General features: G+C 58.5%; 18 protein-coding genes. 8 read left to right on the forward strand and 10 right to left on the reverse strand.

What is annotated here, in order from left to right; all coding sequences use genetic code 11:
- Positions 1-225: 225 nt before the first annotated feature.
- Both IVB19_RS20295 and IVB19_RS20300 read right to left on the reverse strand, forming a co-directional pair.
- Positions 226-1,197, reverse strand: coding sequence for an SDR family NAD(P)-dependent oxidoreductase (locus tag IVB19_RS20295; protein ID WP_247487618.1), 972 nt, complete (start codon positions 1,195-1,197; stop codon positions 226-228).
- Between the two features lie 144 nt (positions 1,198-1,341).
- Positions 1,342-2,250: a dihydrodipicolinate synthase family protein gene (locus tag IVB19_RS20300; protein WP_247487620.1), complete on the reverse strand. Its 909-nt coding sequence runs from the start codon at positions 2,248-2,250 to the stop codon at positions 1,342-1,344.
- A gap of 325 nt (positions 2,251-2,575) precedes the next feature.
- Between IVB19_RS20300 and IVB19_RS20305 the strand changes: the two genes are divergently transcribed.
- On the forward strand, positions 2,576-2,815 hold the full coding sequence (locus tag IVB19_RS20305; RefSeq protein WP_162496319.1) for a hypothetical protein: 240 nt from the start codon (positions 2,576-2,578) through the stop codon (positions 2,813-2,815).
- Positions 2,816-3,099: 284 nt separating this feature from the next.
- Here the strand turns inward: IVB19_RS20305 and IVB19_RS20310 are convergent, their stop codons facing one another.
- From IVB19_RS20310 to IVB19_RS20320, 3 genes are all read right to left on the reverse strand, one after another.
- On the reverse strand, positions 3,100-3,549 hold the full coding sequence (locus IVB19_RS20310) for a hypothetical protein (RefSeq protein ID WP_204511372.1): 450 nt from the start codon (positions 3,547-3,549) through the stop codon (positions 3,100-3,102).
- 234 nt (positions 3,550-3,783) lie between these two features.
- On the reverse strand, positions 3,784-4,131 hold the full coding sequence (locus tag IVB19_RS20315; RefSeq protein WP_247819840.1) for a hypothetical protein: 348 nt from the start codon (positions 4,129-4,131) through the stop codon (positions 3,784-3,786).
- 666 nt (positions 4,132-4,797) lie between these two features.
- On the reverse strand, positions 4,798-5,271 hold the full coding sequence (locus IVB19_RS20320) for a hypothetical protein (protein ID WP_085355305.1): 474 nt from the start codon (positions 5,269-5,271) through the stop codon (positions 4,798-4,800).
- Positions 5,272-5,307: 36 nt separating this feature from the next.
- On the opposite strand from IVB19_RS20320, the gene IVB19_RS20325 reads away from it, so the two are divergent.
- Entirely contained in the window at positions 5,308-5,736 is a 429-nt protein-coding gene (locus IVB19_RS20325) for a hypothetical protein (protein WP_018456779.1), read from the forward strand.
- Positions 5,737-6,001: 265 nt separating this feature from the next.
- Here IVB19_RS20325 and IVB19_RS20330 read toward each other — a convergent pair whose 3' ends face one another.
- Positions 6,002-6,562: a hypothetical protein gene (locus tag IVB19_RS20330; RefSeq protein ID WP_247819841.1), complete on the reverse strand. Its 561-nt coding sequence runs from the start codon at positions 6,560-6,562 to the stop codon at positions 6,002-6,004.
- A 394-nt stretch (positions 6,563-6,956) separates the two neighbouring features.
- On the opposite strand from IVB19_RS20330, the gene IVB19_RS20335 reads away from it, so the two are divergent.
- The 3 genes from IVB19_RS20335 to IVB19_RS20345 all read left to right on the forward strand — a co-directional run bounded on the left by IVB19_RS20335 (position 6,957) and on the right by IVB19_RS20345 (position 8,648).
- Positions 6,957-7,148, forward strand: coding sequence for a hypothetical protein (locus tag IVB19_RS20335; protein ID WP_247819842.1), 192 nt, complete (start codon positions 6,957-6,959; stop codon positions 7,146-7,148).
- Positions 7,149-8,068: 920 nt separating this feature from the next.
- Entirely contained in the window at positions 8,069-8,359 is a 291-nt protein-coding gene (locus IVB19_RS20340) for a response regulator (protein WP_247819843.1), read from the forward strand.
- Positions 8,360-8,441: 82 nt separating this feature from the next.
- On the forward strand, positions 8,442-8,648 hold the full coding sequence (locus IVB19_RS20345) for a hypothetical protein (RefSeq protein ID WP_247487624.1): 207 nt from the start codon (positions 8,442-8,444) through the stop codon (positions 8,646-8,648).
- 275 nt (positions 8,649-8,923) lie between these two features.
- Here the strand turns inward: IVB19_RS20345 and IVB19_RS20350 are convergent, their stop codons facing one another.
- Positions 8,924-9,112 carry a hypothetical protein gene (locus IVB19_RS20350; protein WP_247487627.1) on the reverse strand — a complete coding sequence of 63 codons (189 nt, stop codon included), beginning with the start codon at positions 9,110-9,112 and terminating at the stop codon, positions 8,924-8,926.
- 218 nt (positions 9,113-9,330) lie between these two features.
- On the opposite strand from IVB19_RS20350, the gene IVB19_RS20355 reads away from it, so the two are divergent.
- Genes IVB19_RS20355 through IVB19_RS20365 form a run of 3 tightly spaced genes read left to right on the forward strand, consistent with a single transcriptional unit; the run spans position 9,331 to position 10,408 of the window.
- Entirely contained in the window at positions 9,331-9,516 is a 186-nt protein-coding gene (locus IVB19_RS20355) for a hypothetical protein (protein WP_247487629.1), read from the forward strand.
- 50 nt (positions 9,517-9,566) lie between these two features.
- The gene (locus tag IVB19_RS20360; RefSeq protein ID WP_247819844.1) at positions 9,567-9,869 is read left to right on the forward strand and encodes a response regulator; all 303 of its coding nucleotides are present in this window, start codon (positions 9,567-9,569) and stop codon (positions 9,867-9,869) included.
- 50 nt (positions 9,870-9,919) lie between these two features.
- A complete protein-coding gene (locus tag IVB19_RS20365; RefSeq protein ID WP_247487633.1) occupies positions 9,920-10,408 on the forward strand; it encodes a site-specific integrase in 489 nt (162 codons plus the stop codon).
- A gap of 133 nt (positions 10,409-10,541) precedes the next feature.
- Here the strand turns inward: IVB19_RS20365 and IVB19_RS40710 are convergent, their stop codons facing one another.
- The 3 genes from IVB19_RS40710 to IVB19_RS20380 all read right to left on the reverse strand — a co-directional run bounded on the left by IVB19_RS40710 (position 10,542) and on the right by IVB19_RS20380 (position 12,588).
- Positions 10,542-11,108 carry an AAA family ATPase gene (locus IVB19_RS40710; protein ID WP_524536667.1) on the reverse strand — a complete coding sequence of 189 codons (567 nt, stop codon included), beginning with the start codon at positions 11,106-11,108 and terminating at the stop codon, positions 10,542-10,544.
- Between the two features lie 197 nt (positions 11,109-11,305).
- Entirely contained in the window at positions 11,306-12,085 is a 780-nt protein-coding gene (locus IVB19_RS20375; protein WP_247487637.1) for a crotonase/enoyl-CoA hydratase family protein, read from the reverse strand.
- 14 nt (positions 12,086-12,099) lie between these two features.
- Positions 12,100-12,588, reverse strand: coding sequence for a tautomerase enzyme (locus tag IVB19_RS20380; protein ID WP_247487639.1), 489 nt, complete (start codon positions 12,586-12,588; stop codon positions 12,100-12,102).
- Between the last annotated feature and the right edge of the window lie 71 nt (positions 12,589-12,659).

Raw genomic sequence — 12,659 nt, forward strand, 5'->3', positions numbered from 1 at the left:
GTTCCCTGACCAAGCTGCGGCGCGCCCAATGAGAGCCGTTCGAGATCACCATCGCTTGAACGCAGGGATGTGTCGCATGCGTGACATTCCACAATGCGTCAGGAGTGGCCGACACGGCCAAGAAACGCCGGCAGCGAACTGGCAAGAGGTGGCACGTGAAATTGCCTGCGCGCCTCTTGCCATGATGCGCATCATACCTATATCGGCGCGCGCTCGTCGCCTGCGTCAGCCGAGCCGCCAGCCGACCTCCTGCGTGAAACTTTCGTAGAAGGCGCGGTCGTAGGCCTGCTCCGGCGTAGCACGAACGCGCTCGTCAAGGCGCTTTGCATCCTCACCCACGAGAATGCGCCATTGCTCCGCCTTGACCCCGCCGAGGATGATCCTGGCGGCCTGAGCCGCCGTCGTCGGCGCATCCTCGAGGAAGCTGCGGGCGCGCTCGGCGAACGCCGCCTGGATGTCCTCGTCCGACATCTTGTCGGCATCCGGCACGCCGGCCGCGACCATGCGCTTGCGGGTCAGCGCGACCTCGTCGCCGTTGAGCCGCTCCGAGCCGTCGGCGCTCTGCACCTTGCGCGAATTGGAGACGATCGAGGTGCCGATATGGCCGGGCATCACCACCGAGCATTTGACATGCGGCGCGTGCAGGCGGAGGTCGTTGATGAGCGCTTCGGTAAATCCCTTCACGGCGAACTTCGCCGCGCTGTAGGCGGTGTGCGACTGGTTCATGCCGATGGAGGCCCAGAAGCCGTTGACGCTCGCGGTGTTGACGATGTGGGCCTCGTCGGCCGCGACCAGCATCGGCAGGAAGGTGCGGACGCCGAGATAGACGCCGCCCCAGCAGATGTTGAAGGTGCGCTCCCACTGCTCGCGCGTGTTGGTGAACAGGCTGCCGCCGCCGCCGATGCCGGCGTTGTTGAACAGGAGGTGGATCCGGTCGGTCTTCTGCTGCTCGGCGAGCTCGTCGCGGAATCGCTTGAGATGATCCTCGATCGAGACGTCGGCGACATGGGTGGTGACGCGCAGGCCCTGCGGCAGCTTCTCGAGCTCGCACAGCCGCTTGGTCTCGGCCATCGCGGCTTCCGAGACGTCGCACATCGCGACATTGCAGCCCTCGGCGACGAGCTGCCGCGCGAGCTCGCGTCCCATTCCCGTGCCGCCGCCGGTGATGACGGCGATCTTTCCTGCAAAATCCTTCATGGGACTTTCGGCCCCTCCCCTGTCGGTATGTTTCTTCATGGCTACGCCGCGTGCATCGAAGCGCGCACAAAATGTAGCAGCGCCGCATCCGCAGGTAAAAGCGGATCGGCGCTGCCATGTTCATCAGGGATTTCGGGGCGCGGACTATTCGGCCGCCTCGACGCGCCGCCCGTTCAACGCGCCGAGGCCGTCCAGCGCCTTGCGGATCGCCGCCTGCTGCGCGCTTGAGGGCTCCGGCATCGGCGCGCGCGGGTAAGTCCTGGGCAGGCCCTGCAGCCTCTGCGCATAGCGCGTGCAGGCCGGGAGATTGTCGGCGATGACAGCGTTCCACAGCGTCAACAGCTTCTTGTGCAGATCGAGCGCGCGCGGATGGTCACCCGCCTTCACCGCATCCCACAGCGCGACGGAGGCATGCGGCGCGGCGGTCAGGATCGCGGCGATCGAGCCATGGGCCCCCAATGTGTAGGACGGATACATCAGGGCATCGACCGCGCTGTAGATCAGCTTCTCCGGCGCCATCATCATGAGGTCCGCGAACAGTTTCAGATCGCCCGCACTCTGCTTGACGCCGACCACCAGCGGCACCTCGGTCATGATCCGCGTCAGCAGCGCCGGGGAAAGATAGGACCACGGCACCACGTTGTAGATGATGATGGGCATGCCGGTCTCGTCCGCCATGGCGCGGAAATGCGCCACCATCGCCTCGTCGTCTGGCTTGAACAGATAATGCACCGGCGTGACCTGGAGCGCTGCGACATTCATGTCGCGCACCAGCTTGCCGCGGCGGATCGCATCGCGGGTGGAGTCGACGATGATGCCGGCGATGACGGGAATGCGCCCCTTCACCGCGGCTACCGTCGCCTCCATCAGGTCGCGATATTCCTCGTGATCGAGCGTATGCCCCTCGCCGGTCGAGCCGCCGGCCGCGACGCCGTGTGCGCCGGCGCCGATCATCCAGTCGACCTGGGCTGCTACGAGGGTGTAGTCGATTTCGCCATCCTTCCGGAACGGCGTCGTCATCGGCGGGATTACGCCGGTCGGTCGTGTCTTCATGGTCTGCCCTCGCGTTTCCATATCTGGCGGTCCCGATCTTTTGGCGGGTGGCCGCGGTCTGAAAGCCTAGCGGCTACAAGCGGCCTGTGAAGCGCCACCGGCGCGGCGCTGCTCCCAGCATTCGACATCCCTGCGGTTATTATTGACCCGGTTCCCCGTATTTGCCCGGCTTCGGTTTAGGGGCAATTTTTTTACAATCCGAATCGTTAAATGGAGTCCGGACGCTGGGTCGAGTCGGCCAGGTCAGCGTGTTGTTTGCGTCACAGGCTCTGGCACTCCGCTTGCATCCTCTTCGTGGTCAGAAACTACCGATGAGGTGACTGGAATGTTCGTGACCGTCGTTGCCGTGCTCTGCCGGCTGAGTGCAGCCAGCTCAGGCAGTTGCATCGAGGAAATCGTGACCGACAGCAACATGACGCCCGAGATGTCGATGATGCAGTGTGCGATCGGCGCACAGGCTCCATTGGCGAAATGGATGGGCGAGCATCCGATCTACCACGCCAACTGGCGGCTCGATCGCTACAAATGCGTTCCGGGTCGCTACGAGGTCAAGGGCCACGCCTAAGGGCCCGCAAAACTACTGATACCAAGACGACGGACCAAGACTAAAAACGAGGAAACGCCCCGGAGGCCGACTGGTCTTTCCGTGCGGGCATCGACAGCGCCAGCCCCCATTGCGGCGGCGCGCTTTGTGACAACGATCACACCTTCCCCTTAAGCCACCGCCCGCAGAATGATCGCACGCGCGCCTCGCCCCTCCGGCGTCGGCATCAGCGCGTAATTGTGCGGCTGGTCACGGAGCAGATGCAGCTCGACCGGCACGCCCGCCGCCCGCGCCCCGGCATCAAACTACAGAGTGGCTGATCCAGGTTTGAGTCGAGGGAGCCCATCAATTACTCGAGCGACGACGCTCAGCATGCTAGTCGCAAAGATTCGAGCCTCGACCAGTCTTTCGTCTTGTTCAAGGTCCAGCTGTAAGACTGACGCTAACCATTCGGCCTTGTTTCTGCGGGAAAAGCTCCTGCAAAAGCCTTCTAGCTCTCCCTCCCTTAAGATCAGAAGACCTATGGCCTGCGACGCAACACATATCTTCTCGAAGGCATTGATCAAATCTGAATCGGCAAATCCTCGATACCCGTCTTCTTTGATCCTTTGCCAAGGTGAAGCGCTCTTTCCCATCTCAGCTATTTGCTTCCGAGATTGGTCCGCAATGGCTTGGCTATTCCGCAACACAGCAGCGATCCGTTCAAGCTCCAGCGCGACTTCTATGGTTGAAGGCTCCAATCGTTTTGATTTCACTTTGGTTATCCCTATAGGTGAACCAGTGAACCAACGACATGAGTCAACTTGGAAGTGAATTGAAATGGACAGGACACTAATGTGTAGACAGGAAAAAGAGAGAGAAAATAGAGCACAAGAGAGACCGCGCCCAACTGCCCGGGGTACCACGACGGTGGTAAATGGTAAGGGCGGGGCTACAACGCAACAAATAGAAAGAAATCGCTGCGCCGCCCGACGTAGGCTTCACAATCGTTATCGCCTGGGCCAGCCTATCAAGAAGCCAGTGGCCTTGTTTCTGAAGGTAGAAAGGGTAGGAGCAGCGAGCACACCCCGAAGCGGATCCATAATCGCGATGTAGTCGGTGTTGTCCCGCTGAATCCCATAAGCGACGACTACATGAGCTGGGTTTTTCCCTTCCATTACTATGTAGAGATGGTTCCCGGACGTCCCCGCCAGAGGAAACATCTTTTCGTATACATAGTCGAACGTGAGGTCGGCTCTGTCGATTTCCTCGTAATCCATGTTGATCGAGAGGCTGTTTGCAATCTCACCAAAGTACACAAGATCGAGCGCATTTCCATTGCAGTACATCTGAAACATTTGGATGATTGAGCAATATGACCAACTGACCCCGCGAGTGGCTTCAAGCCAGGAGCTAAGGGCGCAAGCCCAACACACGGGCAGTGAAACTTCGTCGTCGCCAGTTCCTACCGATGGTTGCTTTACAATTCGGGGTTTCGATAGACGATACGTGACCATCTGATACCCTCATTCCCGACAGCATGATCCCCAGATCAAAGCCCGTACTAATGTGTCTTCATTGTTGCTGCTAAGTTCAAGCGCAGGCAAGAATTGTATTGCGGCCAACCGAAGCCGTTCTTCAATCCGCTCGAAGCCCTCGAAGCCGTCCATTAATCCGCGCGCTCGTTCGCACCGAATCGCAGCGCCCTCGCGCGCTGGATTGCAGCGCCTTAGTTCTGCTGACTAGTGCTCCGTTACGCTGCGTTACGCTAATTGCAGCACTTTTTCATGGATTCGAACCCCTTCTTTTCGAGGGCTTCCAGAGTTGCGTAAATCGTCGCCATCGGAACCGCCTTGCGCACCGCAGAAGGGCATACGTCGCCTGGCCGTTTGCCGTTTAGGGCCGCCTCCAATGCGGCAACCTTTTCCTCAAGCGCCTTCGTCCGATCAGGTATCGTCCCGAGTTCCTTCCATAGCGGTACGTCGTTTAGCCACTTACGGACGTCGTCGATTACTCCGATTGCCCTACCGCCTGGTGTGCGACTTGGAAATCAGATAGGTGAGGAACGATGCGCATGCTCCGATAAAGAAGATCGCGTCAGCTTCATCAACGTCCGCTTCAGCCTCACTTAAGAGCGCATGTCGGATGCCCTTCTCATCGCTCGTATATCCATAGAGTGATAGGAACGCCTTTTTAAGCGCCGGATGGAGAGCAATCCTCTGTTCTAATCCCGACAATGCCTTCGAAAGATCGCCAGTAGGTTCGAGCACGCGCGCAACTGACTCCGCTGCGCTGATACTTTCACGAACGCTTGCTGGGTAATCTCCTTCGGTGAGTTTCGAAGCAGCATTTTTTAAGTGAGTTTTTGCGCCACCGAATTGCGAAGCAGATAATGCTGCGTTCGCCTGGATAAGCGCGTCGGCTTCCTCTGTTGAGGCAGTCGGCCAGAACACACCGTCTTCAATGCGGTAAGCCGCGCGGCAGTTCTCTAATACCAACTGAACTGCTGGACCGAGATCAGGCGGACAATTTGGGTGCCGAAGAACAGCCTAAAGCCAACCGTACACCTTGTGGCATTCGGCTTTTTCGAACAAGTCACCGATCTTGGTGACGATCCCGTTCGGATTGAATTTGTCGATGCGAACGTGGTGGTGGTCGACATGCAGATCCTTCAGAATTCTGGACCAGTTTCCACGATAATGGAGAATGTCGGTGTAGGCTCGATCAAGCCTTGCATGAATGCAGGCCCAAAGCTTCGCCCGAAGTTCTCGACTAAGTTCCTTGCGGTCGAGCTGCGCCGGGAGAGGTGCCAAACCCTCGCTTGTTCAAAGGTCAGCGATCTACGATCCGAGGTGCCCATGTGCCTGGCTCCGGGCGAATCAACGCGCGATGGTGGTACGCCCCACGTACACGCGGGCAAGCTGTCGTTGGTTATCCGGGCTATTCACATCCCGGCGACATAAGCCCGTTACCCTATCCGTTACCCTTGAGAAAATCCGGACGCCCTGAAGTCCGGCTAAGTTTTGGTCGGAGCGAGAGGATTTGAACCTCCGACCCCTAGTCTCCCAGGCGCGGGGCAGTCTTTGATTTTGCTCACCAATTTATGGCAAATGGCAAACTAAACCGGCACTGAATCCCCTTGCCTTTCTATCTATTGTGGCAAAGGAATCGGTGGCATGCAAGGCGATCCAAAGGCGCGCTGTTAAGATCGACTATCGATGATGCGCGTCAGGATGGCGTGTACGACCATTGAGGCCGTCGGACATCAGTAGTCCATTTTGCGCCTCGCGATTTTGCGGAACTACGGGTTGTCAAAAACCCGGTTTCCTTGAGCTTCCGCAGGTTTTCATATTCGCTCGACGTTCCGAATTCCCGGCGCTTTTTGAGCATTTGTTCGCGGCCGTTCAGTTCGATCCAAAGGTAATAGGGTAGGTCGCCGGCTGTCGCCCGAGGAGGACGTGAGATCAATGATGGCGTACTCGATTGATTCGCGATCGGCGATGCAAGTAGGTAGACGTCGGATTGCAGTTTCCGCAAGCGGCCTTCGAGCACGACGAGATCCATGGCCGGATGCTGTTTCATCAAGTCGACCAACGCTTGCGCGACCACCAGTGCATTGCGGGAAGCGGTCGAAGCTCTGAGCCGCTCGTCGATGGCACGCCACGTTTCTTCCGTGACCGCAACTGGCGCCCCGGCCTCACGGCCGAGAACGGGCTCCGCCGCATGAACGCCCCCCGAAAACAGCAGGGCCGCGAAAATCGCGAAAATCCGCATCGTCGCTACCTGCATTTGCTGAATCGGCCGCTCGCGCGCAACATTGTCGGCGGACCATCTCTCGAATCAAGCGCTTCCGGGCGCCAGGGTTAACGCTATCGGCGCGAAGATGCCGTGAGTCGCTACGTCGTCGGTCTTGTGCAAACTTCGATGGCATTAACTTCCATGTTGGCGGTTAAGTCGCGCCCACGACTCGGTTAAAGCACTGAATGAGGTGCGAATATTTTGTCGAGATCGAGTGACTATGATACGCGTAGCAAGGTTGGTCTCGCTTAGACCCCTGCAATGGTATTTGTCTTTCGCTTCTTGTGGATCGCGCGTTTGAAAATGGTCACCTCCTGATTGATGACGATCTTATTGTTCGCATCGATTGGGATCGGGTGACCCGATACGCATAATCCCGCACACCGTGCAAGCCATTCCCGATTGCGGGAGCTTTGAGGTTTGCTTCCAGGACGGCCGCCCGAGCCAATATTTCTATTGGGATGACAACCCCGGCCGCCGATCCATCACGATCGGGCTCAGCCAAGAGGATGCTTTGAACCAGGCCAAGGAACTGACCCGCACCGAGCGCGACAAGCTGATCAAAGCCAAAGGTTGAGCTGGAGCCTCACCGGAGCAGCTGCCGTCCGGCGCCTGACCCAGACGCAGTGGCCTTTTGAAACTTAGGACAGGAACATTCCTGCATTTGCCAAGCTTTCCCGATGCCCTTCCCTAAGGGCGCCCCCCAAATGGCCCCAGCTCAATGCCCCCAACATAACCGCGAGCTGGGGCCTTATTTCTTTACGAGGCTATGGCCCAAGAAAAAGCCCCAGCCCCAGGCCGCCGCTTGCCACAGCGCGCGGATCGGCGCCCCGAGAATCTTCACAGCCGTACCGCAGCCGCAGAACGCGACGGCCGAACAGCCGGCGGGATGCTCGACAGTCTCAGCGCGACCGACGGAAGGCGCGAAGCGTTCCGGATTGCGTCCTCAATCTCCTGGTCGGTTGCGAGCGGATCGACAGCGTTTCGGTACCCGCCACATCGGACAGGCGCACTTTCAGATCAGCGATTGACATGCACGCCCCCGGGAATTGTTCGACGTCTCTCCGCCGTGTCACGCCTCTTTTGACCCTCGCCTTTGTCGATTGATGGCGCCGAGGTGCCCGCTGGACGTCGCGGATTCTGGAAATGGAAAACCCGCCCGCGTGGGAGACAACACGCGGGCGGGTTGGAGGGAGCGGCAACGTTCGAGGCCGCCGCTCACCGGGTACTTTCGACACAAGCCCCCGGCGGGTGAAAGCTCTCCGGCCAGTGACGGCATTAAAAACCGATTTGCGTAATTACTTTCAATCGCTTGAGCAAAAAACTGAAGGCGTCGGGGGATAACCGGAGGATAACTTCCAAAGCTGCCCGAGCGCCCGGGCTGCGCCCGGCCAGTTTTTCCAGCCGAAAAGCAGCGCGTTTTTGCTGGTTGACCGACGACGAAGCCGATAGGTACAAAGATACATTCTATGCGGTTGGCCGGGCTAGAGCGGACCAATGGGCAATTGTCGCGTTCTGATTGTGGAAGATGAATACTTCATCGGAGAGGAGTTGGCCGAGGCACTCCGAGCGTTGCATATCCATACCCTCGGTCCGATTGACGACATTGAGGAAGCTGTTTCTATTTCACTCGCGAGCTTCGATGCCGCCGTGCTCGACATAAACCTCCATGGATCAATGGCCTATTCCTTCGCCGACACGCTGACCGATGCCGGCAAGCCTTTCGTCTTTACAACAGGCTATAGTCGCGAGTTCATTCCTGACCGCTTCCACGATGTGACCAGGTAGCAGAAATCTTTCGACCCGAGCGAAGTGGCGGCGGCGGTTGTCGCTCTTCTGCGTAGAACTGGAATGCTTTCGTGATGCGGCTATGAAGCTTCTCACCGAATACCTTGAGCGGGCAATCCAGTTGGAAAAAATGGCGGCTGAGGAGTCGGATTCAGAGTTCAAGAGGGACCTGCTAAAGCAAGCGGGCGCCTATCGCAACTTGCAGCGAAACGGGCCGCGCTATACGGCCTCCCGCCTCCAAGCCCGCCAAAGCCGACGGATCTGGATAAATAGCGGATTAAACGGCTGAACGTTGCCTCGTCGAAACAGGCCCGGGAGGAACACAAAGCTACGCCGCGCATTCCCGATAGATGCCAAGATATTTCTTTCACGTCCACGACACGCCAAGCAAGGCGAAGAGTTGCCGGACGACGAAGCGGCATGGCGGGAGGCCACGACCCTCGCAGGCGCTCTGTTCAAGGAACATCGATGGCAAGTTTCGCCCCGGCGAAGAATGGAGTCTGGAAGTGACAGACGCAGCGACCAGCCTGTTTTTCGAATTTGCATAAGCAGCTGGCGAGCCCGCTAGGTTGGCTTGCCGGATTCCTTCAACAGCTTGCCAAGGGAGGCTGGCGACCGGAGATTCGGCGCGCTCAGCCAATCGCTTATCTGCGCCGCCTGTTCGGCTTGCCGAACTCTCTTCATCAGAAGCTCACGCTCGGTGCCAGGTGGCAGTTGCTGGGCGGCCTCGCGAAGCTTGGTCGCTTGATCCATAAGCCGCTCCCTAAAGGACCTTTCGTGCTTGATATGACGACGCCGCTCGCCCATCGGATCCTCGCTTCACTGCAATACTCTGCCGCAATTGACACTTTAAAGCCGAGCTTCAATATAGGTTCCAATTGTCGAACGGGGTCTGTTCTTTGGAATCGTGACTCTGTTAGGAACGGCTCAAACTGCGCAGGATTAGCGATGTGCTCGCACGAGAAGCAGTTATGGCTGATGAAGAAGACCGGGAAGCAAAACGCATCCGAAGGCTTGTCCTCGAAGTCGGGCAATCCGCGCAGCAAATCTCGGAAACGGTGAAGCAGACCCGGCAGATCATAGAGCAGAGCGAACGGATTCTAAAGCAATCTGACGCTGCCGCGAGAGTTCTCAAGAGCCGTCGGATTTCAAACTAAGGGGCGACACGGCATCAGTACTCCTTGTGGAAGACGAATCCTTCATCCGAATGATGGTCGCAGACATGTTGGCCGAGTTGGGCCACACGGTCGGGGGAGAGGCGAGCGATCTGGCAAGCGGTCTCAAGCTCGCAGTTGCACCCGGTCTCGATGCCGCCATTCTGGACGTAAAGCTCGGCAGCGACAGTTCAGAAGCGATTGCTGAAACTCTGCATAAGCGCGGTATTCCATTCGCCTTCGCGAGCGGATACGGCGTGGAAGGCGTGCCCGAACCCTTTAAGGATCACCCCGTCCTGCGGAAGCCCTTTCCAGTGGAAGAGCTTGAACGCTGCTTGGCGCGCTTGCTGGGCTAACAAATGCCCATGGTTTCCTGCATCACGCAAGATCATCTTCGGAGAATGGCTTGCGCAGCATAGGGAAGCCGAACAAGGACTCGTGGAAGAATGATGAGCACTATCTGAAGCGCCCCCGGGCAGCATGGGGACGGTTGCCGGCAGCCACGGTGACCGATGACATGGCAGCCGAGCTGCTGGATGAGATCGCAGAGACCGCACCTGTGAGTGCGAACCGAACGCAATCAGTACTGCACAAGATGTTTAGTTGGGCGAAGCAGCCGGGCCGAAAGCTTGTGCAGACCAACCCCCTCGCTGATCTCGAACGCCGGGGCGGTAAGGAAAAGTCGCGTGACCGCGTCTTGACCGATGATGAAGTCAGAACGTTGTGGTGGGGCCTCGATCACCCCGGCCTGCCGGCAGACCGTGAGGTGGCGTTGGCGCTGAAGGCAATCTTGACGACCATGGTCCGCCCGTACCAGGCGGCGCTGATGGAGCGAGCTGAGCTGATCGGAATCGATATGATGACGCCCAATACAGCATGCCACGTCACCGGGTGAAGAAACGCCGGGAGGTAATCGTTCCGCTGTCCGACTTGGCTGTTGAGGTGATCAAGGAAGCCATCAGCGGCGACGACCAGACCGTGGTTTTCCCGTCGAAGTTCAGCGATGGTGAGAGTCGCGGCCTTGCGCTTCAGCTCGCCGAGTTCAACGAGGTCGGCAGTGTTGGCTGCCAGTTCAGCCAAGATCTTGTCGCAGAACCTCGCTTGCGAGTTTCGCACGCCAGTAAAGGCCTCCTTGAAGTGGGCATCGTGCTTGCCCTTGATCTTCCAGCAATCTGCCTCGAACTGCGTGCGCAGCGCCCGGAGCTCTCCCCGCTTACCAGACGAAGCGTCCGCTGCACCCAGCGTGTCCGCCAACTGCGCAATGCCATCGTCAAGATCTTTGACTTTGCCTTGGCCTTGTCGATCTTGTCGAGCGTCTCCGCCGCAGCGGCACCGAGGGTGAAAATCCCGGGAAGTTGCGTCGCGAAGTTGCGCTCCACAAAGTCGCGATTGTAGACGCGACAGGCGAGCGCCACACCCTTCTGCCACGTCAACGTGCAGGAGGCGTGGGAGGCGGGATCATTGATAATGCGAGAGATCGTGGTCTTGCCGGCCCCGTTTGTGCCGAAGACGAAATTGATCTGCTTAAGTGGAGCGAGCTTCTCGCCTCCAACCGAATAGGTTGCGCAACCCGCAATCTTGATTTCTTGAAGCACCGAATCCCCCAGAGCTGCCCGGAGGATACCTCCTTTTGCAAAGGGTGACGAGGAAGATCTACCTGCGCGTGTAGCTCAGTACCGCCCCAAACGGATGATAGAAGGGATCAATTCTGGCGCCTTCGTCAAGCGTCGCTCGCGAATCCGGCAAATACCCAGCCGAGCCATCAGAATTGTTGACGGTCGTCGGCATTGGCTCACCGCCCCTGGAAGACTGCTGGTCGCCGCTCGATGAAGGACTGAATGCCCTCTCGCGCGTCGGCGCTGTTGAGCACACGATCACGAATCGCGGGTATGCAGCCGATCGCGGCCGCCTCGCCCTGCTCGGCATATTTCGCGGCCGCCTCTTTGGTCACCTGGATCCCGAGCGGCGCGTTACGCGCAATGATCGCCGCAAGCTCCATGGCACGAGCGATCTGCTGGCCAGCCGGTACGACCTCCTGAACGAGGCCGATCTCGCGAGCCCGCTGCGCGTTGAATTCGTCGCAGAGGAAAAGATGATACATGGCGTTACCCCAGCCCGCACGGGATAGGTACCGGAAGTGCGCGCCGCCTAGCGGGGCGATGCCACGCTTCGCTTCCATCTGGCAGAACCGGCTGTCGTCGGCGGCGACCACGATATCGCCCGCCAGCATCAGTTCGATGCCCACCGTATAAACAATCCCTTGAGTTGCTGTTACTATCGGCTTCCTGCAGCGCTTGCTGAGGCCGAAAACGTCGACATTGTCTTCCTTGATGTTCCTTTTTTCCGCGTTTGGTCCAAAGAACTTCGGCATGTCGAGCCCGGCGGTGAAGTCCCTGCCCTCTGCGCAAATGACACCAACCCAGTAGCTGTCGTTGTTGTGCAATTCGGTCAGGGCGTCCGAGAGCAAATCCATCATCAAGGGCGAGAAGGAATTCTTCTTCGCGGGATTGTCGATGATGATCTTCAGGATGTGATCATGCGTCTCGGTGCGGATTGTGCCCTCGGTGGTCATTTCGGTTCCTCCTGTTATCTGTCGTTCTTGATGGCAAGCGCGGTACGGATCGCGGCGGCCCGCTCCGACGGGAATGCGGCCGCGCCCTCATCGAGAATATCGAGGAACGACAGGACCCCGCCCCGTGAACCCCAACATCCCTCCTCGATAATGCGAAAGTTGACCCACCAGCTTGGTGCGGGCTCATTCATGTCGCAGGCATCCGCTAGAGCCCTAAGTACATTGCGAATGACTGTGGCGCGATCATCCCGCGTCCAGCAGCAGTCCATAACCACGACATCCACCACCATGACGTCGCTTGGCTGGTCGGACAGCAATTCTCCGCCGTGGGCAATCATGTCGAGCGACCGCTCGAGGAAATGGACCTGATAGCCACGCCGCGCCTGAGGAACGAGCCGTCCAACCTCCGGTACCAGCACAGCATCAGTCAGCGTCTTCGCCAGTACGCGCCGCTGCTCGCCGGTCAGTCGCCCTTGCGGAGTCATCACATGGATAAACGTCATCTGCATCTCCTGACCGTCGCCAATTATGTCAGATGACATAACTGCACAATGCTCTGGCTATGTCAATCGTC

Source organism: Bradyrhizobium sp. 187 (assembly GCF_023101005.1).
GTDB classification, from domain to species: domain Bacteria; phylum Pseudomonadota; class Alphaproteobacteria; order Rhizobiales; family Xanthobacteraceae; genus Bradyrhizobium; species Bradyrhizobium canariense_D.